Source organism: Hydrogenophaga intermedia, assembly GCF_023715105.1.
GTDB classification, from domain to species: domain Bacteria; phylum Pseudomonadota; class Gammaproteobacteria; order Burkholderiales; family Burkholderiaceae_C; genus Hydrogenophaga; species Hydrogenophaga intermedia_A.
Genome location: NZ_JAMBNO010000005.1, coordinates 189,953 through 215,829, shown reverse-complemented (window position 1 = coordinate 215,829; position 25,877 = coordinate 189,953). Strand labels below are relative to the sequence as shown.

The following is a 25,877-nucleotide window of genomic DNA, read 5'->3' as shown; positions in this document are numbered from 1 at the left end:
CATCAGCAAACATCAAAATCTCCCAGAAACTGATCGCTATTGAAATTCAAACTGGGAGTTCTGGGTATCCGTGATCACCCCGAAACATAAGCATTCATGCGGGCGTCAGGGGTTTTGCAGGAGCGACTACACAGCAACGCTGGACCGCATGGTCCGCGGCAACGAATCCCTGCAACGCATTGCCGATGTGAGCGCGCTGGCGACTGCACGTTCGGACGCGGGCGAAACCGAAGCGCTGCCAGCCCCCGAGGCCTGGGGCGATCTGCATGCGGCGCTGGCCACGCTGTTGCATCAAGGGCCGCAGGCGCAGCAGTTCGTGCAGCGGCTGTTGCGCATCCAGGCTGGGGCCGACGCCTTGTGGCAGGAGCAGCCCGACAACAGCCTGCTGGTGCTGATCCAGTTGCTGTTCGATCCGCTTGTCTCCTACAGTGCCACCCACGCCTTGTTGACGGCCGGGCTCTGCGCGCTGGTGGCGCCATCGGCCGGGCTGGACGAAGCGCAGCGCCGATCGGTGGGCCTGGCCGCGCTGACCATGAACATCGGCATGACGCGCGAGCACGACGAGATGGCGCGCCAGCCCGGCCCGCTGACCACACTGCAACGCAAGACGGTGCGAGAGCACCCGCAGCACAGCGTGGCAATGCTGCGCCAACTGGGTGCCAGCGACACCGAATGGCTGCGCCTGGTGGCACAACACCACGAACGCCCCGACGGCACCGGTTACCCCAACGGCGTGCCGGTGGACCGCATCACCCACCGCCTGCTCCAGATGGCCGATGTCTACACCGCCTGCATCAGCCCGCGCAAGAGCCGCGGTGCCCTGCTGTCGCAGCAAGTGGCCCGCGAGCTCTACCTGGGCGCGCGCCGCGGGCCCGACCCGCTGGGCGCGCAGTTCGTCAAATGCATCGGTTTTTTTCCGCCGGGCAGCTACGTGCGCCTGGTGAATGAGGAACTGGGCGTCGTGGTGCGCCGCGGCGCCAAGGCCAACACGCCCAAGGTGTTCGCGCTGGTCGGCAAGCAGGGCCTGCCGCTGGGCGAGCCCGCGCTGCGCGACACCGCCGACCCGGCCTTTGCGGTCAAGGACAGCCTGCCGCCCGGCGTGGTGAAGGTGCTGGTCAACCCGGGCAAATTGATCGCGCGCTGCTGAGCCGGCGGGGCATTGCTGCCCTCAAGCCGGGTGCACGCACCCGGCTGGGATAATTCGCACCATGCCCGAGATCGCACCACCGTCCCCCTGGCGCCTGTCTGTCGCGCCGATGATGGATTGGACGGACCGCCACTGCCGCTACCTGCACCGGCTGCTCACCAAACACACGCTGCTCTACACCGAGATGGTGACGACCGGCGCGCTCATGCACGGCAGCGTGCAGCGCCACCTGCGCTTCAACGCCGAGGAACACCCGGTGGCCCTTCAACTTGGTGGCAGCGAGGCCGACGAACTGGCCCGCGCTGCGAAGCTGGGCGAGCAGTGGGGCTACGACGAGATCAACCTCAACTGCGGTTGCCCGAGCGAGCGCGTGCAGCGCGGTGCGTTCGGCGCCTGCCTGATGGCCGAGCCGCAGACGGTGGCCGATGGCGTGAGGGCGATGAAGGACGCGGTGTCTATCCCGGTGACGGTGAAACACCGCATCGGCATCGACAAGACCGAGAGCTACGGCTTCGTGCGTGACTTCGTGGGCACGGTGGCCGATGCGGGCTGTGAGGTGTTCATCGTGCATGCGCGCAACGCCTGGCTGCAGGGCCTGTCGCCGAAGGAGAACCGCGAAATCCCGCCGCTGCGCTATGAACTCGCGCACCGCCTCAAGCAGGACTTCCCGCACCTGACCATCGCGGTGAACGGCGGCATCACCACCAACGAACAGATCGCCGAGCAACTGCAGCATGTGGACGGTGTGATGCTCGGCCGCGAGGCCTACCACCACCCCTGGCTGCTCACCACCTGGGACGAGGCGTTCTTCGGCGCCGCGCCGAGCGCCGTCACCCGCGAGTGGGTGGAAGAGCAGATGGTGGACTACATGGAGCGCGCCCACGCCGAGGATGGCTGCCCCTGGTATGCAATCGCGCGCCACATGCTCGGTCTGCGCCATGGCCTGCGCGGTGCACGCAAGTGGCGCCAGGTGTGGAGCGACCACCGCTTGAAGCCCTTGCCCCCGCGCGAGGTGTGGCAGATGGCCAGGATGCATGTGAGCGATGAACCCGAGGCACTGACCGCATGACCCTTGCGACACTGCCGTCGGCACTGTCTGTCGATCCGCGCATGATCGAGACATCGGCAGGGCCACTGGCGGTGTTCGCAGCCGGACAGGGGCGTGACCTGCCGCCCCTGGTGCTGCTGCACAGCGTGAATGCCGCCGCATCGGTGGCCGAGGTGGCGCCCCTGTTCGAACATTGGCGCAGCGATCGCGTCGTGGTGGCGTTCGATCTGCCGGGTTACGGGCACAGCGATCGCAGCGATCGCCCGTACACCCCTCGCCTGATGACCGATGCCGTGCACGCGGTGATCGACCAGGTGTGCCGGGACACGGGTGCGGCCGCGGTGGACGTGCTGGCGGTGTCCTTGTCTGCCGAGTTCGCAGCGCGCGCGGCATTGGAGCGGCCCGAGCGCATTCGCCGCCTGGCGCTGGTGAGTCCCACGGGCTTCTCGCGCCGCAAGCGCCGCCATGGCCCGCCGGGCACCACACTGCTGGTGCCGTGGCTGTACGGGCTGCTGCGCCGCCCGGGGTGGGGCGAGGCCGTCTTTCGACAGCTCACGCGGCCCGGCGTCATTCGCTACTTCCTCAAGCGCACCTTCGGCCGGCCGCAGATCGACGAAGCGCTGTGGCGGCAGGCCGTGATCACCACGCGGCAGCCCGGTGCCCACCACGCGCCGTTGTGCTTCGTGTCGGCGGGCCTGTTCAGTGCCGATGTGAACACGCTGTACGAGTCCCTGGCCCAGCCCGTGTGGGTGAGCATGGCCACGCGCGGCGACTTCACCGACTACCCGGGCCGGATCACGGTGGACCAGCGGCCGAACTGGCGTTTCGAGGCGGTGCAGGGTGGTGCGCTGCCGTACTTCGAGGACCTGCCGGCGTTCGTGCAGCGGCTCGACGCCTTCTGGCGCTGAGCGCTCGCGGGTTGCGGTCCCCGCGCCGGGCGATCAGGTCGCGGCTTCCAGGCCGCTGGCGAAGTGTTCCTTCATGCGCTGCACGGTGAGCGCGGGATCGCGCGCGCGCAGCGCGGCCAGGATGGCCCGGTGTTCGGCCAGGGATTCCTCGATGCGCCCCGCCTTGAACAGCGAGTGGTGGCGGTTGAGCTTCATGACCTTGCGCAGGTCGCTCACCATCTGCAGCCGCCAGCGGTTGTCGGCCAGCTCCAGCAGGCGCAGGTGGAAGCGCTCGTTGACCGCGAAGAAGCGGTCGCGCTCGTGGTGCGCGGCCTCCAGCTCGTCGTGCAGGGCGGCGAGCTCGGCGATGGCGGCGTCGCTGCCGTGGGCCGCCACCTCGCCTCCGGCGTCGGATTCGAGCAGCGACAGCAGGTGGTAGACGTCGCGCAGGTCCTTCTCGGACACTTCGGTCACGTAGGCGCCGCGGCGCACCTTCATCGTGACCAGGCCTTCGGCCGCCAGCACCTTCAGTGCCTCGCGCAGGGGAGTGCGGCTGATGCCGTACTCCTCGGCGATCTTGAGCTCGTCGACCCAGCTGCCGGGCTCCAGTTCGCGCCTGAAGATGCGCTGGCGCAGCAACTCGGCCACCTCCTCGTAGAGGGCGCGGGGTGCCAACGAAGGGGCGGCGTGGGCGGGTGTCTGGGTGTCCATGCAGGCGCCGATTCTACCGGGGCATCGAAATTCTGCATCAATAATTATGAATGATGTAAACTCGGCGTGGTTCTGCAGCCGCGTCTGTCGCCGGTGTCGTGGCCTCATCCCTGGCCGAGTCCTTGGCACAGGCCACGGCCGCCTCCGCCCTCCGTGCCCGACCACACACCCCCTGCCATGAGCTCATCTCCCGACGCCTTCGCGCGCGCCACGCTGGCCGACTGGACCCGGGCTGCGGCCAAGTCCGCCCCCGGCGGCCATCTGGACGCGCTGACCTGGACCACGCCCGACGGCATTGCCGTCAAGCCCCTCTACACCGCGGCCGACCTGCAGGGTCTGCACTACACCGACACGCTGCCCGGTTTCGAACCTTTCATCCGCGGCCCGCAAGCCACCATGTACGCGGTGCGGCCCTGGACGATCCGGCAGTACGCGGGTTTCTCCACCGCCGAGGAGTCGAACGCGTTCTATCGCAAGGCGCTGGCCGCAGGCGGGCAGGGCGTGAGCGTGGCCTTCGACCTGGCCACCCACCGCGGTTACGACAGCGACCACCCGCGCGTCACGGGCGATGTCGGCAAGGCCGGTGTCGCCATCGACAGCGTGGAGGACATGAAGATCCTGTTCGACGGCATTCCGCTCGACAAGGTGAGCGTGAGCATGACCATGAACGGCGCGGTGCTGCCGGTGCTGGCGGGCTACGTGGTGGCGGCGGAAGAACAGGGTGTGGCGCAGGACCAGCTCAGCGGAACCATCCAGAACGACATCCTCAAGGAGTTCATGGTCCGCAACACCTACATCTACCCGCCCGAGCCGAGCATGCGGATCATCGGCGACATCATCGAGTACACGGCGCAGCACATGCCCAAGTTCAACTCGATCAGCATCTCGGGCTACCACATGCAGGAGGCCGGGGCCAACCAGGCGCTGGAGCTGGCCTTCACCCTGGCCGACGGCAAGGAATACGTGAAGACCGCGCTGGCCAAGGGGCTGGACGTGGACGCCTTCGCGGGTCGTCTCTCGTTCTTCTGGGCGATCGGCATGAACTTCTACCTGGAGATCGCCAAGATGCGCGCGGCCCGCCTGCTGTGGTGCCGCATCATGAAGGACTTCGGCGCGAAAAACCCCAAGAGCCTGATGCTGCGCACGCACTGCCAGACCTCGGGCTGGAGCCTGACCGAGCAGGACCCGTACAACAACGTGGTGCGCACCACCATCGAGGCCATGGCCGCGGTGTTCGGCGGCACGCAGAGCCTGCACACCAACGCGCTGGACGAAGCCATCGCGCTGCCCACCGAGTTCAGCGCCCGCATCGCGCGCAACACGCAGCTCATCATCCAGGAAGAGACCCACATCACGAACGTGATCGACCCCTGGGCCGGCTCCTACATGATGGAGAAGCTCACCCAGGACATGGCCGACGCCGCCTGGGCCATCATCGAAGAGGTCGATGCCATGGGCGGCATGACCAAGGCGGTGGACAGCGGCTGGGCCAAGCTCAGGATCGAGGCCGCCGCGGCCGAGAAGCAGGCCCGCATCGACTCGGGCAAGGACGTCATCGTCGGCGTCAACAAGTACAAGCTCAAGAACGAAGACGCGGTCGAGATCCTCGACATCGACAACGTGAAGGTGCGCGAGCAACAGATCGTGCGCCTGCAACAGGTGCGCGCCGCGCGCGACGGCGCCGCGGTGCAGGCCGCGCTCGACGCACTCAGCGCGGCGGCCGAAAGCGGGCAGGGCAACCTGCTGGACCTTGCCATCCGCGCCGTGCGACTGCGCGCCACCGTGGGAGAAGTCAGCGATGCCCTCGAAAAAGCCTTCGGCCGCCACCGCGCCGACACCCAGAAAGTGACCGGCGTGTACGCCGCCGCCTACGACAGCGCCGAGGGTTGGGCGCAACTGCAGAAAGAGATCGCCGAGTTCGGCGAGCAGCACGGCCGCCGCCCGCGCGTGATGATCTCCAAGCTCGGCCAGGACGGCCACGACCGCGGCGCCAAGGTGGTGGCCACCGCCTTCGCCGACCTCGGCTTCGACGTCGACATGGGCCCGCTGTTCCAGACGCCCGAGGAATGCGCGCGCCAGGCGATCGAGAACGACGTGCACGCCGTGGGCGTGAGCACGCTGGCTGCGGGCCACAAGACGCTGGTGCCCGCGATCATTGCCGAGCTCAAGAAGCAGGGCGCCGACGACATCATCGTCTTCGTGGGCGGCGTGATCCCGCGCCAGGACTACGACTTCCTGTACGAAGCTGGCGTCAAGGGCATCTACGGCCCGGGCACGCCGATCCCCGCCAGCGCCAAGGACGTGCTGGAGCAGATCAAGAAGGCGCTGGCTTGAGCCTTGGCTTGACACCGCAAGGCCTGTTCGAGGGCATCGTGCAAGGCCAGGGCATGGCGCAGCGCCGCGCCATGGCCAAGGCGATCACGCTGCTCGAATCCACGCGCGCCGACCACCGCGCGCAAGGCGATGCATTGCTCACCGCGCTGCTGCCGCACACGGGCAAGGCGTTTCGTCTGGGCTTGAGCGGCGTGCCCGGCGTGGGCAAGAGCACCTTCATCGAGGCGCTTGGCCTGCATCTCATCGCGCAGGGCCTGCGCGTCGCGGTGCTCACCATCGACCCGTCGAGCACGGTGTCGGGCGGCTCCATCCTGGGCGACAAGACTCGCATGGAGCGGCTGTCCATGGACGAGCGCGCTTTCATCCGCCCCAGCCCGAGCAGCGGCACGCTGGGGGGCGTGGCCGAGAAGACGCGCGAGGCCATGCTGGTGTGCGAGGCCGGGGGCTACGACGTGGTGATCGTCGAGACCGTGGGCGTCGGGCAGAGCGAGACGGCGGTGGCCGGCATGACGGATTGTTTCGCGCTGCTGCAGCTGCCCAACGCCGGTGACGACCTGCAGGCCATCAAGAAGGGCGTGATGGAGATTGCCGACCTCGTGGTGATCAACAAGGCCGACATCGACCCGGACGCCGCGACACGCGCGCGCGCCACCATCACGTCGTCGCTGCGCCTGCTGGGCCAGCACGGCCGGCCCGAGCACGCTGCGCACGACACCGCGCATTGGCATCCCACGGTGCTGCAACTCTCCGCACTCAAGGCCCAGGGCATCGACGGCTTCTGGGCAGAGATCCAACGCTTCCGTGCGCTGCAGACCGCCAATGGCGAGCTCGCCGCGCGCCGCCAACGCCAGGCCAAGGCGTGGATGTGGGAGCGCATCGACGCCGGCCTCAAGCAGCGCTTTCGCGGGCACCCGGCGGTGCGTGCGGCACTCGATGACACCACCCGACAAGTGCTGGCCGGGCAACTGCCCGCCAGCACCGCGGCGCGGCAACTGCTCGCGCTGTTTGATTGAACGGCGACCGATTCCTCCGGAGAAGAACCATGCAAGACATCCTGCAACAGCTCGAAGACAAACGTGCCCGCGCGCGCCTGGGCGGCGGCGAAAAGCGCATCGAGGCGCAGCACGCCAAGGGCAAGCTCAGCGCGCGCGAGCGCCTGGAGGTGCTGCTCGACGAAGGCACCTTTGAAGAATGGGACATGTTCGTCGAACACCGCTGCACCGATTTCGGCATGCAGGACAACAAGATCCCCGGCGACGGCGTGGTCACCGGCTACGGCATGATCAACGGCCGCCTGGTGTTCGTCTTCAGCCAGGACTTCACGGTCTTCGGCGGCGCGCTCTCGGAGGCGCACGCCGAGAAGATCTGCAAGGTGATGGACCAGGCGATGAAGGTCGGCGCGCCGGTGATCGGCCTCAACGATTCGGGCGGCGCGCGCATCCAAGAGGGAGTGGCCTCGCTCGGCGGCTACGCCGACGTGTTCCAGCGCAACGTGCTGGCCAGCGGCGTGGTGCCGCAGATCAGCATGATCATGGGGCCCAGCGCAGGCGGTGCGGTGTACTCCCCGGCCATGACGGACTTCATCTTCATGGTGAAGGACAGCTCGTACATGTTCGTCACCGGCCCCGAGGTGGTGAAGACCGTGACGCACGAGGAAGTGACGGCCGAGGAGTTGGGCGGCGCCATCACGCACACCACGCGCAGCGGCGTGGCCGACTTGGCGTTCGAGAACGACGTCGAAGCGCTGCTCATGCTGCGCCGCCTGTTCAACTACCTGCCGCTCAACAACCGCGAGAAGGCGCCGGTGCGCCCCAGTGGCGACCCGATCGACCGCATGGAGCTGAGCCTGGACACGCTCGTGCCCGACAACCCGAACAAGCCGTACGACATGAAGGAGCTGATCCTCAAGATCGTGGACGACGGCGACTTCTTCGAGCTGCAGCCCGAGTACGCGAAGAACATCGTGATCGGCTTTGCGCGCATGGACGGCCAGACGGTGGGTATCGTGGCCAACCAGCCGCTGGTGCTGGCGGGCTGTCTGGACATCAAGAGCTCCATCAAGGCCGCGCGCTTCGTGCGCTTCTGCGACTGCTTCAACATCCCGGTCGTCACCTTTGTGGACGTGCCCGGCTTCATGCCCGGCACCAGCCAGGAGTACGGCGGCATCATCAAGCACGGCGCCAAGCTGCTGTATGCCTACGCCGAGTGCACCGTGCCCAAGATCACCGTGATCACGCGCAAGGCCTACGGCGGCGCCTACGACGTGATGGCCTCCAAGCACCTGCGCGGCGACGTGAACTTCGCCTGGCCGAACGCCGAGATCGCGGTGATGGGCGCCAAGGGCGCGGTGGAGATCATCTTTCGCGAGGAAAAGAAGGACCCGGCCAAACTGGCGCAGCGCGAGGCCGAGTACAAGGCCCGCTTCGCCAACCCCTTCGTGGCCGGTGCACGCGGCTTCATCGACGACGTGATCCTGCCGCACGAGACGCGCAAGCGCATCTGCCGCAGCCTGGTGATGCTCAAGGACAAGAAGCTCGAGAACCCGTGGCGCAAGCACGGGAACATTCCCCTGTGATCGGGCCGGAGACCAAGACCATGTTCAAGAAGATCCTGATTGCCAACCGTGGCGAGATCGCCTGCCGCGTGATCGCCACCGCGAAGAAGCTGGGCATCGCCACCGTGGCGGTGTATTCCGATGCCGACAAGGAGGCGCGCCACGTGCAGCTGGCCGACGAGGCCGTGCGCCTGGGCCCGCCGCCCTCGCGCGAGAGCTACCTGTTGGGCGACGCGATCATCGCGGCGGCCAAAGAGAAAGGCGCCGAGGCCATTCACCCCGGCTACGGCTTCCTGTCCGAAAACGAGGACTTTGCGCGCAAGGTGGAAGAGGCCGGGCTGGTGTTCATCGGCCCCAAGCACTACTCCATCGCGGCCATGGGCGACAAGATTGCGTCCAAAAAGCTCGCGAACGAGGCCAAGGTCAGCACCATCCCCGGCCACAACGAGCCGATCCAGACGCCCGAGGAGGCGGTGGCCATCGCCCAGAAGATCGGCTACCCGGTGATGATCAAAGCCAGCGCCGGCGGCGGTGGCAAGGGTCTGCGTGTGGCCTTCAACGACAAGGAATGCCACGAGGGCTTCACGAGCTGCCGCAACGAGGCGCGCAACAGCTTTGGCGACGACCGCGTGTTCATGGAGAAATTTGTCCAGGAGCCGCGCCACATCGAGATCCAGGTGCTGGGCGACGCCCACGGCAACGTGATCTACCTGAACGAGCGCGAGTGCTCGATCCAGCGCCGCCACCAGAAGGTGATCGAGGAGGCGCCGTCGCCCTTCATCAGCGAGGCCACGCGCAAGGCCATGGGCGAGCAGGCTGTGGCGCTGGCCAAGGCGGTGAAGTACCAGAGCGCGGGCACGGTGGAGTTCGTGGTCGGCAAGGACCAGGACTTCTACTTCCTCGAGATGAACACCCGCCTGCAGGTGGAACACCCGGTGACCGAATGCATCACCGGGCTCGACCTGGTGGAACTGATGATCCGCGTGGCGGCGGGTGAGAAGCTGCCGCTGACCCAGGCCGACGTGAAGCGCGAAGGCTGGGCCATCGAGTGCCGCATCAACGCGGAGGACCCGTTCCGAAACTTCCTGCCCAGCACGGGGCGGCTGGTGCGCTTCACGCCGCCGCCGCAGAGCATGTGGCAGGCCGACACGCAACACCGCCATGGCGTGCGCGTGGACACCGGCGTGCAGGACGGGGGCGAGATCCCGATGTACTACGACTCGATGATCGCCAAGCTCATCGTGCACGGCAAAGACCGCCATGACGCGATCGCGAAGATGCGCGAGGCGCTCAATGGCTTCGTGATCCGGGGTGTGCAGAGCAACATTCCCTTCCAGGCCGCGCTGCTGGCGCACCCGAAGTTCGTCACCGGCGACTTCAACACCGGCTTCATCGCCGAGCACTATGGCCAGGGCTTCCGCGCCGAGGACGTGCCGCACGACGACCCCGATTTCCTGGTGGCACTCGCTGCCTTCGTGCGCCGCAAGAGCCGCGAGCGCGCGGCCGGGCTCTCCGGCCAGTTGCCCGGCTATGGCGTGAAAGTTGGCCACGATTACACGGTGATCGTGCTCGACAAGGCCGGTGCGCACCGCCAGGTGCCGGTGCATGTGGATGAGATCCTGGGCCAGATCGGCGCCGCGGTGGTCATGGTGGGCGGCAAGCGCTACGCGATCCAGAGCCCCTCGCGGCTCAACGACGTGGTGATCAGCGGCCAGTGCAATGAGCAACCGTTCACCGCGCAGCTGGAGCGCGGCACGCCGCGCAATCCGCTGGCGCTGGTGGTGCAGCACAACGGCACGCGCATCGAGGCCATGGTGGTCTCGCCGCGCATGGCCGAGTTGCACGCCCTCATGCCCTTCAAGGCGCCGCCGGACATGAGCAAGTACGTTCTGTCGCCCATGCCGGGCCTGCTGGTGCAGGTGGCTGTGCAGCCGGGGCAGAAGGTGCAGGCGGGCGAGCGCGTGGCCGTCATCGAGGCGATGAAGATGGAAAACGTGCTCTTTGCCTCCGCCGATGGCGTGGTGGCCAAGGTGCTGGCCGGGCAGGGCGAGTCCCTGGCGGTGGATCAGCCCATCGTCGAATTCGAGTGATTGCCGCAGCGGCCGTGTTGCCCGTTGCAACCGCTCACGCGACAAGCGGCCCGCACTCGGTTACGCTGCGGCCTCCACAGCTTCACGGAGCGGCGCACATGGCGGATGGACGTGGTCAGGGTCTCGGGGGTCTGGCGTTTGCACTGGCCTGGGTGCGAAACCCCCGCCGTGTCGGGGCCATCGCCCCGGCGTCGAAGGCGCTTGCCCAAGCCATCGCGGGCGAGGTGGCCCGCGTGGGCCCCGAATTGCTGCTGGAAGTGGGCGCCGGGACCGGGGCCGTCACCCAGGCGCTGGCAGCGCTGGGCCCACCGCCTGACCGCTTTTTTGTGATCGAACGCGACCCGGGCCTGGTACGCCACCTGCGCGAACGTTTCCCCAGTGCCGAGGTGCAGCACGCCTGCGCCACGCGACTCGATCTGTTGCCATTGCCGCCCGCTGCCTCGCTGATGCTGGTGTCGTCGCTGCCGCTGATGTCCATGCCGCGCGACGAAGGGCGGCGCTGTGTCAAGGCCATGCTGGCGCTGCTGGAGCGCGTGCCGAACGCGCGGCTGCTGCAGTACACCTACGCCGCGCGCCACGTGCGGCCGTTCGATCAATTGCCGCCGGGCTGGCGCTGGCGGCGCGTCAAGACCGTGTGGGCCAACCTGCCGCCAGCGACCGTCTGGTCGCTGGAGCCAGCGGCCCATTTCACCCAGGGCATTCACTGACCATGACCGCTTCTTCCCGTCCTTTTCGTGTGCTTGGCGTGCAGCAGATCGCCATCGGTGGCCCCGACAAGCAGCGCCTGCAGAAGCTGTGGGTCGACATGCTGGGCCTGGAGGTGACCGGCACCTTCCGCAGCGAACGGGAGAATGTGGACGAGGACATCTGCGCCATCGGCAGCGGCCCCTTCAAGGTCGAGGTCGACCTGATGCAGCCACTCGACCCGGAGAAGAAGCCCGCCGTGCACACCACGCCGCTCAACCACATCGGCCTGTGGATCGACGACCTGCCCGCCGCCGTCGATTGGCTCACTGCGCAAGGCGTTCGCTTTGCACCCGGTGGCATCCGCAAGGGTGCCGCGGGCCACGACATCACCTTCCTGCACCCCAAGGCGAGCGATGAATTCCCGATCGCGGGCGAGGGCGTGCTGGTCGAGCTGGTGCAGGCGCCACCCGAGGTTGTGCGAGCCTTTGGCGCAATGCAGGCCCAGGTGGCCTGAGCCCGTGGCCGGCGGGGCTCACTCCGCGATCATGTAAGTCTTGGTGAGTGGCTCCAGCACCTCGAATTCGCCGGCAAAGCCCGGTGGAAGGTAGAGTGCTTCACCGGGTCCGGCCTCTTCGAAGCCGCCGCTGGCATCGTGCACGCGGCAGCGGCCTTTCAGCACGGTGAAGAGTTCGCGCTCGCTCGGGCCCATGGCAATCCGCCAGCGCCCGGGTTCGCAGCGCCACACGCCGCAATACACACGCCCGGCCGCCAGCGTGTCGTCGACCCGGTTCCAGGTCTCGCGCAGGGGGTTTCCGCGCACCAGGCGTTCCGGGCGGGGGCGGTCGGTGTCCGGTTCTCCCGCCGGGTCAGCCGTGAGTTTGATGAGTCGTGTCGTGTCCATGCGCACATTTTCGAGCTTCGCCGCGGAACTGGGGGGGATTGGGGGCGTTGTTCCGCCCACCGCCCGCGTGATCCCTACCTAAGCTTGCTGGAACGTCCCGAACCCGGCCGCTCCACGCCCATGACCATCTCGAACTCCCTGATCCGACCCGCCGAACGCCTGCTTCGCCGCCTGCGGCTCGGCGGCAAACTGACGGTGCTGGCGCTGGCCGCCCTGTGGCCAATGCCGACCATGATGGCCCTTGCCGCGCTCGCGCCCGTCTGGCCGCTGTGGCCGGTGGCGGTGGTGGGTGGCGCGTTGCTGGTTTACCTGATGGCGGCTTTTCATGCCGCTTTCGTCGGCGAGTTCCAGCGCGTCTTCGACGTCATGTCACAAACAGCGAGCGGCAACCTGCGCGCTCACATCCACGCCGAGGGCAGTGACGAGATGGCCGAACTGGCCCGATTGCTGGACCGCATGATCGGCAGCGTCTCGGCCATGGTGGCCGAGGTGCGGAGCAACTCCGCCTTGGTGGCGCATGCCGGCCAGAGCCTGGCCAGCGGCAACCGCGAACTGGCCGACCGCACCGAGCAACAGGCAGCCAACCTGGAGCAGACCGCCGCCAGCGTGCAGCAACTCACCGGCACGGTGGCGCAGAACGCACAGACCGCGAGCGAGTCGGACCGGCGCGCGGCGCAGGTACGCGACGTGGCCGAACACGGTGCCGGCTCCATGGGCCAGGCGGTCGAGACGGTGGAAGGCATCCAGAAGCGGGCCGCGCAGATGAACGAGATCATCGGCGTGATCGACAGCCTGGCGTTTCAGACCAACATCCTCGCGCTCAACGCCGCGGTGGAAGCCGCACGTGCGGGCGAGCAGGGCCGCGGCTTTGCGGTTGTGGCCAGCGAGGTGCGCAACCTCGCGCAGCGCTCGGCCGATTCGGCGCGCCAGATCCGCGCGCTGATCGAAGCCTCGCGCGAGCAGGTGGAGACCGGGGCCGCGCAGATCCGCGCCGCCGGCCAGAGCATCGCCCAGATCGTCGATGGCGTGCGTGGCGTGGCCAGCAACATGTCGCTGATTTCCGCATCAAGTGCCGAGCAGAGCACCGGTCTGAGCGAAATCAGCACCGCCGTGAGCCAGCTCGATCAGATCACCCAGCACAACGCGCAGATGGTGGAGCGCGCGGTGCAACAGGCCAACCTGCTGGAGCAGCGCGCCGCGCACCTGGCCCGCGCGGTGTCCAGCTTCATGCTGCAGCAGGGCACGGCCGAGGAGGCCATGGCGCTCGTCGACAAGGCGCTCGCGCACCGCCGCCAGGCGTCGCGCGATGCCTTCGTGCGTGACCTGACCGATCCAGCTCGCGGCTTCCACGATCGCGACATGTACGTCTTCGCGCTTGATGCGGCGGGCGTGTACCGCGCCTTCGGCGGCAAGCCCGAGAAGGTGGGCAGTCGGGTGCAGGACATCGCCGGTGTCGATGGCAACGCACTGCTCGCATCCATCGTGGCCCAGGCCGAGGCCGGTCCCGGTTGGGTCGAGTACGACATCGTCAACCCCGCCTCGGGCGCGGTGCAGGCCAAGATGTCCTACGTCGTGAAGGTCGACGACCTCTACGTGGGTTGCGGCGTGTACAAGACCGCCGCGGCGCGCGCCTGATCGGGTATCGGCCGCAGCGCGCGGCTGCTCAGGCCAGCGTGTGAAGGGGAATGTCGCGTTCCACGGCAAGCCGGTCGAGCTGTGCACGGGTGCGCCCGCCCATGAAGTCGGCGATGGCCTGGTGCGTGCCGGCGGAAAACATCGTCGCCATGCCCTTCATCGGCACGCCCGCGGCCTCGCACAGCGCAGCCGCAAAGTGCGGCTCCAGCGCGGCCACGGCCACCCGCCCGTCCTGGCACGGGTAGATGCGGTAGCCCGCGTGGGCGCCACCGACGGCGCCTTTCGGTTGCGTCAGGCCCCAGGTGCGCGGCAGCGCCAGCCAGGCGGCGGCATCCGACAAGGCCACCTCGTGGAAGCTCCCGCGGCCGGTGGAGCGGTTGAGCAGCACCGCCTGCAGCACGGCGTTGGCCGCCATGAGCGCGCCGCCCATGTCGGCAAACAGCGTGGCCGGCAATTCCAGGCCGGGGACCAGCCCGGCATCGGCCAGGTAAGTGAGGTCGTGCCCCGGCTCCTCGGCGCGTGCGCCCGGTGCGCCAACGATGGCCACCATCGACAACGCGGGATGCGCCTTGCGCAGCGCTGGCCATGACAGCCCGAGCTTGTGCAGCGCCGACGGGCGAAAGGACGTGAGCAGCACGTCGGTACGGGTCAGTTCGCGTTGCAAGGCCGATTGACCGCGATCGGACTTCAGGTCGATCGTGATGACCTTGATGCCGTCGTGCAGTTGCGCGTAGGCACCGGGGTTGTACTGCCCCATCGGATCGCCGCTGCCGCCGTCGCGCCCGGGCGGCTCGGCCTTGGTGCAGGTGGCCCCGAGCGCACGAAGGCGCATCAGGGCGGCGGGGCCGGGCAGGTTGAGCGCCAGGCTGAGCACGCGAACGCCGCGCAGCGGCTTGGGGGAGCGGTTGGGCATGGGGCGACGGTGTGGCAATGGACGCGACGACTGTAGCCCGCGCCGATGGCCCCGGCCCGCAAATGCGCGACAGCCGCGCCAGACGCTCGATCGCGGCGGCCGCGCGACGGGTCAGCTGGCGGCGCGCTCGCCAAAGTTCAGCGGCAGGCCCACGTAGTTCTCGGCCAGCGAACGCGACATCGACTCGGAGTTCACCAGGTACTCAAGCTCGGCCTCCTGCACCTTCTGGCCGAAACCGCCGGTGTCGGGGAAACGGTGCATCAGCGAGGTGAGCCACCAGCTGAAGCGCTCGGCGCGCCAGACCCGCGCCAGCGCCCGCTGCGAGTAGTGGTCGATGCCGGCGTCGCTCTTGTCGCGGTAGTGCTCGATGAAGGCGCTGGAGAGGTACTTCACGTCGCTCGCCGCGAGGTTCAGGCCCTTGGCACCGGTGGGCGGCACGATGTGCGCGGCGTCACCCGCGAGGAAGAGGCGTCCGAAACGCATCGGTTCGGCCACGAAGCTGCGCAGCGGCGCGATGCTCTTTTCGATGCTCGGGCCGGTGACGATGGCCTCGGCCATGGCCGGGTCGAGCCGGCGGCGCAACTCATCCCAGAAGCGGTCGTCGCTCCACTGCTCGACCTTGTCGTCGATCGGGCATTGCACGTAGTAGCGGCTGCGCGTGAGGCTGCGCATGGAGCACAGCCCGAACCCACGCTCGCTGTTGGCATACACCACCGCGTGCGGCGACACCGGCGGCACGTCGGCCAGCACGCCGATCCAGCCGAAGGGATAGACCTTCTCGTACTCGGTGACGGCGCCCTGCGGCACGCTGGCGCGGCACACGCCGTGAAAGCCGTCGCAGCCGGCGATGAAGTCGCATTGCAGCTCGTGGGTCTGGCCGTCCTTTTCGTAGCGCACGATGGGCGTCGTGCCGTCGAAGTCATGCACGCTCACGTTGGCCGCGCTGTAGACCGTGGGCAGGTTGGCGGCGGCGCGCGCTTCCATCAGGTCTCGCGTCATTTCCGTCTGGCCATAGGCGGTGACCACCTTGCCGCCGGTGAGGCCTGTCACGTCGATCGGGTGGCGCGTGTTCTTGTAGACCAGCTCGATGCTGTGATGGACCGTGCCTTCGCGCTTGACGCGCTCGCCCACACCCGCTTCCACCAGCAGATCCACGGTGATCTGCTCCAGAATGCCGGCGCGGATGCGACCGAGCACATAGTCGCCGCTCTGGCGCTCGATGATCACGTTGTCGATGCCGGCCTTGTGCAGCAGTTGGCCAAGCAGCAGGCCTGAAGGGCCGGCGCCGATGATGGCGACCTGGGTTCGCATGGGTTCTGTCTCCGGGGTTCTGGCGATCTCCTGAGGCTAGGGTGCGCAAGGCGGTTGCACAACGGTTTGCCGCGCCTTGCGCGCGATCATCGCCCACCTTGTGCGATGATCGCGCAAACTTTGCAGCGCCGCGCATGACTGACAAGCCGATCGCCCGGGTGGATTTCATCGAGGGCCTGGCCAAGGGCCTGGCGGTGCTGGAGAGCTTCGACACCGAGCGCCAGCGTCTCAACGCCACTCAGGCGGCCGAGCGTGCGGGCCTCACCCGGGCGGCGGCCCGGCGCCACCTGCTCACGCTGGCGCACCTGGGCTATCTCGAGACCGACGGAAGCCACTACTGGCTGGCGCCGAAAGTGCTTCGCCTCTCGGGCAGCTACCTCGCGTCGTCGCGTCTGCCCCGCCTTGTGCAGCCTACCCTGAACCGGCTGGCGTTAATGGTTCGTGAGTCGTTTTCGGTGGCGGTTCTCGACGGCCTGGAGGTGGTGATCGTGGCTCGAAGCGCGTCGCCCCAGGCCCAGCGACTGCTCCCGTACGGCCTTCACCTGGGCACCCGGCTGCCCGCACACGCCACCTCGACGGGGCGCATGTTGCTGGGCGCGATGCGACCCCAGGCGCTCAATGCCTGGTTGCGTGGCCATGAACTGCAGCGCCTCACGCCACACACCATCGTCGACCCCAAGGCCCTGCGCACGCGCATCGAGCAGGCACGCCGAGACGATTTTGCGGTGGCCCGCGAAGAGCACGAGCTGGGGGTCCTGGCGCTGGCGGTACCGCTCAGGGACATGAAGGGCAGCACGCTGGCGGCCCTGAATGTGGTGGTCTCACCCCAGCGCATGGATGAAGCTCGCCTGGTGGCCGACTGTCTGCCGACGCTGGCGGACGCGGCGCGAGAACTGCGCCCCCTGCTGTAGCGCGCTGCGGGAGGCCGGTGCGGGGCAGTTTCGTCATCCGCTGCCGCTATCATGCGCCGTCCCCGAAGCTGAGGGATGACCCAGAGGAAGCAGGAAGCATGAAAGTCACGGTGGTAGGGACGGGCTACGTCGGCCTCGTCAGCGGGGCCTGTCTGGCCGAAGTCGGCAACGACGTGCTCTGCCTCGACGTCAATCCCGAGAAGATCCGCATCCTCGAGTCGGGTGGCATTCCGATCTACGAGCCCGGACTGCAGGAGATGGTGGCTCGCAACGTGGCCGCCGGGCGCTTGCACTTCACCACCGACGTGGCGCGCGCTGTCAACCACGGCACCATCCAGTTCATCGCGGTGGGCACCCCGCCCGACGAGGACGGCTCGGCCGACATGCAGTACGTGCTGGCCGCGGCGCGCAACATCGGTCGCCTGATGACCGACTACAAGGTGGTGGTCGACAAGAGCACGGTGCCGGTGGGCACCGCCGACAAGGTGCACGCCGCCATCGCCGACGAACTGGCCACGCGCGGCGTGAGCACGCCCTATGCGGTGGTGTCCAACCCCGAGTTCCTCAAGGAGGGTGCCGCGGTCGAGGACTTCATGAGGCCCGATCGCATCGTCGTGGGCGCCAGCGACGAGCAAGCCATCTTCCTCATGCGTGCGCTCTACGCGCCGTTCCAGCGCAACCGCGAGCGCCTGGTGGTCACCGACGTGCGCAGCGCCGAACTCATCAAATACGCGGCCAACGCCATGCTGGCCACGCGCATCAGCTTCATGAACGAACTGGCCAATCTGGCCGAGAAGCTGGGCGCCGACATCGAAATGGTCCGCCAGGGTATCGGTGCCGATCCGCGCATCGGCTACCACTTCCTGTATCCGGGGGCCGGCTACGGCGGCTCCTGCTTCCCCAAGGACGTGAAGGCGCTCATCAAGACCGCCGCGAGCGATGCGGACATGGAGCTCAAGGTGCTCAAGGCGGTGGAGGCCGCCAACGACGCGCAGAAACAGGTGCTGGCGCGCAAGCTCAAGCAGCGCCTGGGGGCAGACCTCAAAGGCCGCCACATCGCGCTGTGGGGCCTGGCCTTCAAGCCCAACACCGACGACATGCGCGAGGCGCCCAGCCTGAGCTTCATCGAAGAGGTGCTGGCCGCAGGCGCCACCGTCACCGCCTACGACCCTGCGGCCATGGAAGAAGCCCAGCGTGTGTTGCAGGGCACGCAGGGCGTGAGCTATGCGAAATCGCCCAACGCAGCGCTGGAAGGCGCCGACGCGCTGGTCATCGTGACCGAGTGGAAAGAATTCCGAAGCCCCGACTTCGACCTCATCAAGGAACGGCTGAAGCAGCCTTTGATCGTGGACGGGCGCAACCTCTACGACCCGGCGTTCGTGCGCCGCATGGGGTTCGACTACCTGCCGATCGGGCGTTGAGCGATACCCATACTCCGTCGGGGTATTTGACAGGCGGTGAGAGGCGCGCCGCCTGGCACAAAAAAATTCCCTTCAGAATCAAAAACATGCGCAAGGTGTGACTTCTGGCACACCTGATGCTATCTACCTCGCCGAGCACTGCACAAGTGGTGTCTTGGGGCCTCGCCACACCGCGGGGTGTTCCTTCAACCGGACGAGGAGGTCAACATGAAACTGAAGAAAGTCCTGGCGTGTCTGGCCATTGCGGCGGGCGCGCTGGGGGCGCATCAATCGGCGAGTGCTGTGGCGGTGGCGTTGGAGTTAGCGCTGGTCGTCGACGTTTCGGGCAGTGTGGACGCCGGCGAGTACGCTCTGCAGAAGGGCGGCTATGTCAGCGCGTTCCAGGATGCCGTGATTCAAGCGAACATCGCCAGCCTGACCGGTGGTATAGCAGTCACCTACATCGAGTGGTCGTCGAGCAATGAGCAGGCCCAACTCGTGGGTTGGTCGCACATCACCGATGCCGCGAGCGCGAACGCCTTTGCAACCGCAATCAGCCTTGCGCCACGCGCATACTCCGGACTCACCGCCCCTGGCAGCGCCATCAACTTCACCGCACCGCTCTTCACCGGCAATGGCTTTGAGGGAACGCGTTGGGTGATCGACGTTTCGGGTGACGGCGCGGAAAACGACGGCGCTGTAACCTCGACCGCGCGCAACAGCTTTCTTTCAATTGCCTCGGTAGGCGAGGGCAACACCAAGACCATCAACGGTCTGGCGATCGGCGGTGGTGCGACTCTGTTCAATTGGTACAGCAACAACATTGCCGGTGGCAGCAACTCGTTTGTTGTGCAGGCGTCCGACTTCGCTGATTTCGCCAATGCGGCCAAGAGCAAGATCGGCCGTGAGATTCGCGACGTTCCGGAGCCTGCCACCCTCGCGCTTCTGGGTCTGGCGCTGGCAGGCATGGCAGCGGCCTCGCGCCGTCAGCGCAAGGCCTGATCGCAGAGCGCATCGGCTCTTGTCAGACCAAGGCGGCCCTCGGGCCGCCTTTTTCGTGGGTCACCCGCAAACTCAAACCCAGCCCAGCGCTCCCAGTACCCCACCCACGCCCAACAGCCACAACAAATGCAGCCGGGTACGCCACACAATGACGGTTGCCGTTGCCGTGAGCAGCCACAAGCGCCAGTCGCGTGCCGGCTCGTCGTGTGCGGCGGTGAGCAGCCAGCCGGTCGCAATCAACAGCGCGATGACGATGGGGGCCATGCCGGCCTTGAAGGCTCGCACTGCTCGCCGCTCGCGGTTGCGGTGTGCCCAGCGCGTGGCGGTGTAGGTCAGCACCGATGACGGCAGCAGGATGGCCACCATGGTGGTGAGCACGCCAAACAGTCCCAGCGCCCAGGCCATGGCGCCGGCTTGCGGGCCGCCGGCCGCGTTGAGGCCGACGTTGAAGCCCAGCAGGGCGATGAACAGCACGTTCGGCCCGGGTGCGGCCTGCGACAGCGCGATCGACGCGGTGAACTGCGCGTCGCTGAGCCAGCCGTGTTGCGTGACGAGGTAGCGGTGCATGTCGGGCGCAACCGTGATGGCGCCGCCCACCGCCAGCAGTGACAGGGTGAGGAAGTGCAGGAACAGGCCGAGCCAGTCGACGGCGATGGGGGTGAGCTCGCCCATGTGTCAGCCCCGTGCCGGCGCGAGCCGGTGCCATGCCCAGGCGCAGGCCGCTGTGCCCAGCCCGAGCAGTACCCAGGCCAATGGCCAGCGCAGCACGGCCACGGCAGCAAAGCTGGCCAGAGCAAAGGCCACGCAGGCCGCCATGCCCATGACGTTCTTGCGCAAGGCACCCACGAGCTTCAGGCCGGTGGCGGCAATCAGGCCGGCCGCCACCGCGCCCATGCCGCGCAGCGCACCCTGCGCCTGCGGCAAGTCGGCGAGCTGGCTGTAGAGCGTGGCGATGAGCAGCAGCAGCGCCAGCGGCGCGAGCAGCATGCCCGCGAGCGCGGCCAGCGCGCCCGAGAGGCCAAAATGCCGCCCGCCGATCATCATCGACAGATTCACCACGTTGGGGCCCGGCATGATCTGCGCCACCGCCCAGTCTTCGATGAACTGTTCGCGCGTGAGCCACTGGCGTTTCTCGACCAACTCGCGCTGGACCACGGCCAGCACGCCGCCAAAGCCTTGCAGCGCGAGCCAGGTGAAGGCGGTGAAGAGTTCGGTGCGCGAGCGCGGGTGGGCGGGGGCTTCGTCGGGCGGCACGGTGGCGGGTGGGAAGGTCAGGCCGCCTGCAGGATGCCACGCACGGTGTCGGCCGTCAGCGGCTTGATCACGTAGCCCTGAATCACCGGAATCTCGCTGGCGCGGCGGCGGTCGCTCTCGGCGCCGGAGGAGGTGAGCATCATCAGCACGGTCGTGTCGCTGCCCGACAGCAGGGGCGTGGCGCGCAGGGCGACCTCGAAACCGTCCAGCAACGGCATGTTGATGTCCAGGAAGATGCAGGTGGGCCGCTGCAGCGGATCGTTGCGCAGGAAGTTCAGCGCGGCCTCGCCGTGATCGAAGATGAGCACCTCGCCGGTGAAGCCGGCGCGGCGGATCATGATCTCGTGAAAGACGTTGTCGGCGTCGCTGTCGTCAATCAGGATGATGCGTTCGGGTGCAGCCATGTCGTGCGCTCCTTCTTCCAGTTCAATCGCCCACGACGGGCAGGTGCAAGGTGAACCGGCTGCCTTCGCCGGGTTGAGACTCCACACTGAGCCGGCCCTGGTGCAGGTCGGCGATGCGCTGGCAGATGGCCAGCCCCAGCCCGGTGCCGTCATGGTGGCGCCGGTTGTTCAGGCGGCTGAACACGTCGAAGATCGCGCTCTGGTGTTCCTGGGCAATGCCGATGCCGTTGTCGCAGATATGGATCTGGTCGACCGTGGCGTCCTGCGAGGCCACCACCTTCACCACCGGTGGCACGTCGCGGCGCGCAAAGGCCAGCCCGTTGGCCACCAGGTTGTGCAGCGCCTGGTGCAGCAGTCGGGCATCGCCCGTCACCACCGGCAACGGGCCGCTTTCGATGCGCCCGCGCGTTTCGCGCAGCATCGGCTCCAGGGCTTCCTTCACCTGGCGCATCACCTGCGCGATGTCCACGGCCTCGTGCGACGGTTCGTAGGTGTCGAGCTGGGCGAACGCCACCAGGTTGTCGATCAGGCGACCCGCGCGCTGGCCACCCTCGCGCACAAAGCCGAGGTAGCGTTGGGCGTCGGCCGGCAGCGTGTGCAGGTGATCCTCCACCAGCAGCGAGCAGAAGTTGTTGATGCCGTTGACGGGTTCGCGCAGGTCGTGCGAGAGCATGCGGATGAAGCGCTGCTGCTCGCGTGTCTTGCGCTCCAGCAGGTCCACCGTGCGGTTGAGCCGCGCCTCGTTCTGCTTGAGCACCTCGATGTCGTGGGCCCGCATCACGACACCCTGCATGGCACCATCGGCATCGCGCACAGGCAGCAGGGCGACCTCCATGTGTCGCGCACCGCGCCCCTGGTACTGCACACGGCGTTGATAGAACACCGGTTCACCGCGCAGTGCCCGCGTGAGCTGGAAGCCGACCACGTCTCGGTACAACGCCTCGCCCACATGCTCGGACACGTGGCGGCCGATCACCTCGTCCGCGCTGCAGGCGTTGTAATCGAGGTAGGTCTGGTTGACGTGGCGGTAGATGCTGTCGTTGTCGATGTAGGCCTGCAGGTCCAGGCCGGCGGTGGCCATGGCGGTGAGGCGCTCGATGCGTCGCTCGGTGTCCTGCGCGTGTTGGGCTTGCGCCTGGCGCCGGTCCGTCTCGTGATGCAGCAGGGTGGCCACGAGGTTGGACAGGCGGCGCAGGGCGTCGATCTGCAGCGGCTCGATGCTGCGCGACTCCCCGTCGATGACGCACACCGTGCCCAGGGCGAGGCCATCGTCGGTGACGATGGGTGCACCGGCATAGAAGCGCACCGGGCCCTCGGGCATGACCAGCGGGTTGCCCTGAAATCGCGCGTCGTTGCGCGCGTCTTCCACCACCAGCACTTCCTGCGGTTTCAGGATGGCATGGGCGCAGAAAGCCACCTCGCGCGGCGTTTGCGTGACTGCCAGGCCGATGCGCGACTTGAACCACTGGCGATGTTCGTCGACCAGCGTGATGAGCGCGATATCGGTACCACAGATGGCCTGGGCCAACGCGGTGATGTCGTCGTAGACCTTCTCGGGCAGGGTGTCCAGGACATCCAGTTCCCTCAATCGGGCCAGGCGCTCGGATTCGTTGGCGGGTAGGGCGGCGGCGGGCGGCATTCGGCGGCAGGGCGGGAGGAAGGCCCAAAGCCGCGATTTGTAACACGCGCGAGCGTGTTAGCGCTACCGCCCGGCCGTGCCAGGGGTCTTCGTCGACTCCTTCACACCGGGCTTTCGGCCCGGTGCGGCAAGGGTCACACCGACATGCCGCCGCTGACCTCGATCACCGCGCCATTGACGTAGCTCGCGTCGTCGCTGGCGAGGAAGGCGTAGACGCTGGCGATCTCCTCGGGGCGGCCGAGGCGGCGCAGCGGCACGCGCTGCTGCAATTCGCTGATCACCTTGTCGGGAATGGTGCCGAGGATGGACGTTTCGATGAAACCGGGCGCCACGGCATTGACGCGCACGCCCTTGGGGCCCAGCTCGCGCGCCCATGTCTTGGTGAAGCCGATGACGCCGAACTTGCTGGCCGCGTAGTTGGTCTGGCCATAGTTGCCGTAGATGCCAACCACCGACGAGGCATTGAGGATCACGCCCGAACCTTGCTGCACCATGGCGTCGGCCACCAGCTGCGCGCAATGGAAGACGGCGCGCAGGTTGACGTCGATCACGCGGTCGAACTGCTCCAGGGTCATCTTCTGCAGTCGCGCGTCCTGCGTGATGCCGGCGTTGTTCACGAGCACGTCGATGCGGCCGTGTCGCGCCAGCACGTCGGCCACCACGGCTGCCACGCGCGCGCGGTCGGTCACGTCCAGCGCATGCCCCTCGGCCTGCGCACCCAGTGACTGGCAGCGTTTGACGGCAGCGGCCACCGGTTCCGGTTTGAGGTCGGCCAGCACGACGATGGCGCCTTCGCGGGCAAAGGTTTCGGCGGTGGCCAGGCCGATGCCCTGGGCGGCACCGGTGATGAGACAGACCTTGTTGTTCAGGCGGGGCATGGGATATTGCAAGCAGGCGGTGAGGTGTCAGTACCGGGGTTGAAAACGGCGGATCGCGTCGCGCGCCGCGCCATCGAGCAGGAAACCAGGGCCGAAGCGGCGTGCGAGCACGTCGCAACGCTGCTCGAAGGCGTCGATGCCCTGGCCGTAGATGAACTGCAGCGCACCACCCGTCCACGCCGGAAAGCCGATGCCGAAGATCGAACCGATGTTGGCATCGTGCGCGCTGGTGAGCACCCCCTCGGCCAGGCAACGCGCGGTCTCCACCGACTGGCGGTAGAGCAGGCGGTCCTTGACGTCGCGCAGCTCCCAGGCGAGCTTCGGGTCTTCGAACAGGCCCTTGAGCTCCGGCCACAGGTGCTTGCGCTGGCCCGGCGGGTAGTCGTAGAACCCGGCGCCGGCGGCGCGCCCGCCGCGCTTGAGGGTCTTGACCATGCGCTCGACCAGCAGTTCGCCACGCGAGGGCTCGTACACGCGTCCCTCGGCCTTGAAGTCGGCGCGGGTCTGGTCGAGCACGTGCACCGACAGTGACAGCGCGGTCTCATCAAGCACCGCCAGCGGGCCCACTGGCATGCCGGCCTGCACCGCGGCGTTCTCGATCACCGGCGCCGGGATGCCTTCGCCGAGCATGGCAGCACCCTCCATCACGTAGGTGCCGAAGGTTCGGCTGGTGTAGAAGCCGCGCGAATCGTTGACCACGATGGGAAGCTTGCCCAGCGCCTGCACGTAGTCATAGGCGCGCGCCACGGTCTCGTCGTCGGTCTTCTGGCCGCGGATGATCTCGACCAGCTGCATCTTGTCCACGGGGCTGAAGAAGTGGATGCCGATGAACTTTTCGGGCCGCTTGCAGGCCTGCGCCAGGCTGGTGATGGGCAGCGTGGAGGTGTTGCTGGCCATGAAGCCGCCGCGCGCGAGCTGCTCCTCCGCTTCGCGTGTCACCTGCGCCTTCACGTCGCGCGCCTCGTACACCGCCTCGATGATGAGCTGGCAGCCCGCCAGATCCTTGGCGTGGTCGGTGGGCAGGATGCGCGCGAGCAGCGCCTGCTGCTCGACCACGCTCATGCGGCCCTTGTCCACGCGTGGTTGCGTCACGCGCTGGCTGTAGGCCTTGCCGAGCTCGGCGTTCTCAAGGCTCACGTCCTCCAGCACGGTGTCGATGCCGCGGCTGGCCTGCGCGTAGGCAATGCCCGCGCCCATCATGCCGGCGCCCAGGATGCCGACCTTGGTCGGCTTGAACTTCGGAAAGTCCTTCGGGCGCGAGCCACCGCCCTTGACGGCGTTCATGTGGAAGAAGAACGTGTTGATCATGTTCTTCGCCACCGGGCTCACGATCAGGTGGGCGAGGTAGCGGCTCTCGATGCGCAGCGCGGTCTCGTAGTCCACCATCGCGCCCTCGACCATCGCGGCCAGCGCGGCCTCGGGTGCGGGGTACAGGCCGCGTGTTCTTTGCTTGAGCATGGCCGGCGCCACGCTCAGCATGCCGGCCACCTTGGGGTTGGCGGGTGTGCCGCCGGGCATCTTGTAGTCCTTCGCGTCCCAGGGGTGGTGGGCCTGCGGGTGTGTGGCGATGAACGCCTCGGCGGCGGCGCGCATCGTCGTCGCATCAGGAGCGAGCTCGTGCACCAGGCCGAGCTCGAGCGCCTGGCGCGGGTTGAACAGCCGGCTCTCCAGGATGTAGGGCTGCGCGCCCTGCAGGCCCAGCAGGCGCGTCATCTTGGTGATGCCGCTGGCCCCGGGAATCAGGCCCAGCGTGATCTCAGGCAGGCCGAGCTGGATCTTCGGGTCGTCCAGCGCAATGCGGTGGTGGCCCACCAGCGCCACCTCCCACCCGCCGCCCAGGGCAGCGCCGTTGATGCAGCTCACCACCGGCACACCGAGCGTCTCCAGCGTGCGAAAGTTCTTCTTCAGCTGCTCGATCTCGGCGAACACCCGCGGCGCGTCCGCCGGTTGCAGGCGCATCGTGCCCTTGAGGTCGGCGCCGGCGAAGAAGGTGCTCTTGGCCGACGCCAGGATGATGCCCTTGATGAGCGCCTTGTCGCGCACCACCAGCCCGGTCACGGTGCTCATGTCGCGCTGCCAGTCCGCGCACATGGTGTTCACCGGCGAGCCGGGCTCGTCGAAGGTGATGGTGGCGACGCCCTGGTGCAGTTCGTACTGGATCGTCTTCATGC

General features: G+C 67.5%; 23 protein-coding genes. 13 read left to right on the top strand and 10 right to left on the bottom strand.

The window, feature by feature from the left end; all coding sequences use genetic code 11:
- The first annotated feature begins 148 nt into the window (after window positions 1-148).
- The 3 genes from M3149_RS06720 to M3149_RS06710 all read left to right on the top strand — a co-directional run bounded on the left by M3149_RS06720 (window position 149) and on the right by M3149_RS06710 (window position 3,103).
- Entirely contained in the window at window positions 149-1,147 is a 999-nt protein-coding gene (locus M3149_RS06720) for an HD-GYP domain-containing protein (RefSeq protein ID WP_251708557.1), read from the top strand.
- A 61-nt stretch (window positions 1,148-1,208) separates the two neighbouring features.
- Entirely contained in the window at window positions 1,209-2,216 is a 1,008-nt protein-coding gene (dusA, locus tag M3149_RS06715; RefSeq protein ID WP_251708556.1) for a tRNA dihydrouridine(20/20a) synthase DusA, read from the top strand.
- The gene (locus tag M3149_RS06710) at window positions 2,213-3,103 is read left to right on the top strand and encodes an alpha/beta fold hydrolase (protein WP_251708555.1); all 891 of its coding nucleotides are present in this window, start codon (window positions 2,213-2,215) and stop codon (window positions 3,101-3,103) included. Before dusA ends, M3149_RS06710 begins: the two co-directional genes overlap by 4 nt.
- Before the next feature lie 33 nt (window positions 3,104-3,136).
- On the opposite strand, the gene M3149_RS06705 is transcribed toward M3149_RS06710, so the two are convergent.
- A complete protein-coding gene (locus M3149_RS06705; protein ID WP_251708554.1) occupies window positions 3,137-3,793 on the bottom strand; it encodes a GntR family transcriptional regulator in 657 nt (218 codons plus the stop codon).
- A 177-nt stretch (window positions 3,794-3,970) separates the two neighbouring features.
- Between M3149_RS06705 and scpA the strand changes: the two genes are divergently transcribed.
- From scpA to M3149_RS06675, 6 genes are all read left to right on the top strand, one after another.
- Window positions 3,971-6,127, top strand: a complete 2,157-nt coding sequence (gene scpA, locus M3149_RS06700) for a methylmalonyl-CoA mutase (RefSeq protein WP_251708553.1) — start codon at window positions 3,971-3,973, stop codon at window positions 6,125-6,127.
- Window positions 6,128-6,135: 8 nt separating this feature from the next.
- Complete coding sequence (meaB, locus tag M3149_RS06695) at window positions 6,136-7,140, top strand: methylmalonyl Co-A mutase-associated GTPase MeaB (protein ID WP_251708566.1); 1,005 nt, start codon at window positions 6,136-6,138, stop codon at window positions 7,138-7,140.
- Between the two features lie 29 nt (window positions 7,141-7,169).
- Entirely contained in the window at window positions 7,170-8,702 is a 1,533-nt protein-coding gene (locus tag M3149_RS06690) for an acyl-CoA carboxylase subunit beta (RefSeq protein ID WP_251708552.1), read from the top strand.
- 20 nt (window positions 8,703-8,722) lie between these two features.
- Window positions 8,723-10,771, top strand: coding sequence for an acetyl-CoA carboxylase biotin carboxylase subunit (locus M3149_RS06685; RefSeq protein WP_251708551.1), 2,049 nt, complete (start codon window positions 8,723-8,725; stop codon window positions 10,769-10,771).
- Window positions 10,772-10,869: 98 nt separating this feature from the next.
- A complete protein-coding gene (locus tag M3149_RS06680; protein ID WP_251708550.1) occupies window positions 10,870-11,478 on the top strand; it encodes a class I SAM-dependent methyltransferase in 609 nt (202 codons plus the stop codon).
- A gap of 2 nt (window positions 11,479-11,480) precedes the next feature.
- A complete protein-coding gene (locus tag M3149_RS06675) occupies window positions 11,481-11,972 on the top strand; it encodes a VOC family protein (RefSeq protein WP_251708549.1) in 492 nt (163 codons plus the stop codon).
- 18 nt (window positions 11,973-11,990) lie between these two features.
- Here M3149_RS06675 and M3149_RS06670 read toward each other — a convergent pair whose 3' ends face one another.
- Window positions 11,991-12,359, bottom strand: coding sequence for a cupin domain-containing protein (locus M3149_RS06670; protein ID WP_251708548.1), 369 nt, complete (start codon window positions 12,357-12,359; stop codon window positions 11,991-11,993).
- Between the two features lie 120 nt (window positions 12,360-12,479).
- Between M3149_RS06670 and M3149_RS06665 the strand changes: the two genes are divergently transcribed.
- On the top strand, window positions 12,480-13,994 hold the full coding sequence (locus M3149_RS06665; protein ID WP_251708547.1) for a methyl-accepting chemotaxis protein: 1,515 nt from the start codon (window positions 12,480-12,482) through the stop codon (window positions 13,992-13,994).
- A gap of 28 nt (window positions 13,995-14,022) precedes the next feature.
- Here the strand turns inward: M3149_RS06665 and M3149_RS06660 are convergent, their stop codons facing one another.
- Both M3149_RS06660 and pobA read right to left on the bottom strand, forming a co-directional pair.
- A complete protein-coding gene (locus M3149_RS06660) occupies window positions 14,023-14,907 on the bottom strand; it encodes a CoA transferase (RefSeq protein ID WP_251708546.1) in 885 nt (294 codons plus the stop codon).
- A 111-nt stretch (window positions 14,908-15,018) separates the two neighbouring features.
- Window positions 15,019-16,218, bottom strand: a complete 1,200-nt coding sequence (gene pobA / locus M3149_RS06655; RefSeq protein ID WP_251708545.1) for a 4-hydroxybenzoate 3-monooxygenase — start codon at window positions 16,216-16,218, stop codon at window positions 15,019-15,021.
- Window positions 16,219-16,352: 134 nt separating this feature from the next.
- Here pobA and M3149_RS06650 point away from each other — a divergent pair, with 134 nt between their 5' ends.
- From M3149_RS06650 to M3149_RS06640, 3 genes are all read left to right on the top strand, one after another.
- Complete coding sequence (locus M3149_RS06650; protein ID WP_251708544.1) at window positions 16,353-17,129, top strand: IclR family transcriptional regulator domain-containing protein; 777 nt, start codon at window positions 16,353-16,355, stop codon at window positions 17,127-17,129.
- Window positions 17,130-17,227: 98 nt separating this feature from the next.
- Complete coding sequence (locus M3149_RS06645; RefSeq protein ID WP_251708543.1) at window positions 17,228-18,550, top strand: UDP-glucose dehydrogenase family protein; 1,323 nt, start codon at window positions 17,228-17,230, stop codon at window positions 18,548-18,550.
- Window positions 18,551-18,757: 207 nt separating this feature from the next.
- Window positions 18,758-19,531: a DUF1194 domain-containing protein gene (locus M3149_RS06640; protein ID WP_251708542.1), complete on the top strand. Its 774-nt coding sequence runs from the start codon at window positions 18,758-18,760 to the stop codon at window positions 19,529-19,531.
- Between the two features lie 72 nt (window positions 19,532-19,603).
- Here M3149_RS06640 and M3149_RS06635 read toward each other — a convergent pair whose 3' ends face one another.
- From M3149_RS06635 to M3149_RS06610, 6 genes are all read right to left on the bottom strand, one after another.
- The gene (locus M3149_RS06635) at window positions 19,604-20,203 is read right to left on the bottom strand and encodes a chromate transporter (protein WP_251708541.1); all 600 of its coding nucleotides are present in this window, start codon (window positions 20,201-20,203) and stop codon (window positions 19,604-19,606) included.
- 3 nt (window positions 20,204-20,206) lie between these two features.
- Window positions 20,207-20,785 (bottom strand): chromate transporter, encoded by a 579-nt coding sequence (locus tag M3149_RS06630; protein WP_251708540.1) that lies wholly within the window; start codon window positions 20,783-20,785, stop codon window positions 20,207-20,209.
- Window positions 20,786-20,802: 17 nt separating this feature from the next.
- Window positions 20,803-21,189, bottom strand: a complete 387-nt coding sequence (locus M3149_RS06625) for a response regulator (protein WP_251708539.1) — start codon at window positions 21,187-21,189, stop codon at window positions 20,803-20,805.
- Between the two features lie 22 nt (window positions 21,190-21,211).
- Window positions 21,212-22,828 (bottom strand): sensor histidine kinase, encoded by a 1,617-nt coding sequence (locus M3149_RS06620; RefSeq protein ID WP_251708538.1) that lies wholly within the window; start codon window positions 22,826-22,828, stop codon window positions 21,212-21,214.
- A 134-nt stretch (window positions 22,829-22,962) separates the two neighbouring features.
- The gene (fabG, locus tag M3149_RS06615) at window positions 22,963-23,706 is read right to left on the bottom strand and encodes a 3-oxoacyl-ACP reductase FabG (protein WP_251708537.1); all 744 of its coding nucleotides are present in this window, start codon (window positions 23,704-23,706) and stop codon (window positions 22,963-22,965) included.
- Between the two features lie 27 nt (window positions 23,707-23,733).
- On the bottom strand, window positions 23,734-25,875 hold the full coding sequence (locus M3149_RS06610) for a 3-hydroxyacyl-CoA dehydrogenase NAD-binding domain-containing protein (RefSeq protein WP_251708536.1): 2,142 nt from the start codon (window positions 25,873-25,875) through the stop codon (window positions 23,734-23,736).
- Between the last annotated feature and the right edge of the window lie 2 nt (window positions 25,876-25,877).

What these genes read in the sequence shown, in the direction of transcription:
- M3149_RS06720 (WP_251708557.1), top strand. Translation starts at nt 149, where the DNA reads ATGGTCCGCGGCAACGAATCCCTGCAACGCATTGCCGATGTGAGCGCG.
- dusA (WP_251708556.1), top strand. Translation starts at nt 1,209, where the DNA reads ATGCCCGAGATCGCACCACCGTCCCCCTGGCGCCTGTCTGTCGCGCCG.
- M3149_RS06710 (WP_251708555.1), top strand. Translation starts at nt 2,213, where the DNA reads ATGACCCTTGCGACACTGCCGTCGGCACTGTCTGTCGATCCGCGCATG.
- M3149_RS06705 (WP_251708554.1), bottom strand. Translation starts at nt 3,793, where the DNA reads ATGGACACCCAGACACCCGCCCACGCCGCCCCTTCGTTGGCACCCCGC.
- scpA (WP_251708553.1), top strand. Translation starts at nt 3,971, where the DNA reads ATGAGCTCATCTCCCGACGCCTTCGCGCGCGCCACGCTGGCCGACTGG.
- M3149_RS06690 (WP_251708552.1), top strand. Translation starts at nt 7,170, where the DNA reads ATGCAAGACATCCTGCAACAGCTCGAAGACAAACGTGCCCGCGCGCGC.
- M3149_RS06685 (WP_251708551.1), top strand. Translation starts at nt 8,723, where the DNA reads ATGTTCAAGAAGATCCTGATTGCCAACCGTGGCGAGATCGCCTGCCGC.
- M3149_RS06680 (WP_251708550.1), top strand. Translation starts at nt 10,870, where the DNA reads ATGGCGGATGGACGTGGTCAGGGTCTCGGGGGTCTGGCGTTTGCACTG.
- M3149_RS06675 (WP_251708549.1), top strand. Translation starts at nt 11,481, where the DNA reads ATGACCGCTTCTTCCCGTCCTTTTCGTGTGCTTGGCGTGCAGCAGATC.
- M3149_RS06670 (WP_251708548.1), bottom strand. Translation starts at nt 12,359, where the DNA reads ATGGACACGACACGACTCATCAAACTCACGGCTGACCCGGCGGGAGAA.
- M3149_RS06665 (WP_251708547.1), top strand. Translation starts at nt 12,480, where the DNA reads ATGACCATCTCGAACTCCCTGATCCGACCCGCCGAACGCCTGCTTCGC.
- M3149_RS06660 (WP_251708546.1), bottom strand. Translation starts at nt 14,907, where the DNA reads ATGCCCAACCGCTCCCCCAAGCCGCTGCGCGGCGTTCGCGTGCTCAGC.
- pobA (WP_251708545.1), bottom strand. Translation starts at nt 16,218, where the DNA reads ATGCGAACCCAGGTCGCCATCATCGGCGCCGGCCCTTCAGGCCTGCTG.
- M3149_RS06650 (WP_251708544.1), top strand. Translation starts at nt 16,353, where the DNA reads ATGACTGACAAGCCGATCGCCCGGGTGGATTTCATCGAGGGCCTGGCC.
- M3149_RS06645 (WP_251708543.1), top strand. Translation starts at nt 17,228, where the DNA reads ATGAAAGTCACGGTGGTAGGGACGGGCTACGTCGGCCTCGTCAGCGGG.
- M3149_RS06640 (WP_251708542.1), top strand. Translation starts at nt 18,758, where the DNA reads ATGAAACTGAAGAAAGTCCTGGCGTGTCTGGCCATTGCGGCGGGCGCG.
- M3149_RS06635 (WP_251708541.1), bottom strand. Translation starts at nt 20,203, where the DNA reads ATGGGCGAGCTCACCCCCATCGCCGTCGACTGGCTCGGCCTGTTCCTG.
- M3149_RS06625 (WP_251708539.1), bottom strand. Translation starts at nt 21,189, where the DNA reads ATGGCTGCACCCGAACGCATCATCCTGATTGACGACAGCGACGCCGAC.
- M3149_RS06620 (WP_251708538.1), bottom strand. Translation starts at nt 22,828, where the DNA reads ATGCCGCCCGCCGCCGCCCTACCCGCCAACGAATCCGAGCGCCTGGCC.
- fabG (WP_251708537.1), bottom strand. Translation starts at nt 23,706, where the DNA reads ATGCCCCGCCTGAACAACAAGGTCTGTCTCATCACCGGTGCCGCCCAG.
- M3149_RS06610 (WP_251708536.1), bottom strand. Translation starts at nt 25,875, where the DNA reads ATGAAGACGATCCAGTACGAACTGCACCAGGGCGTCGCCACCATCACC.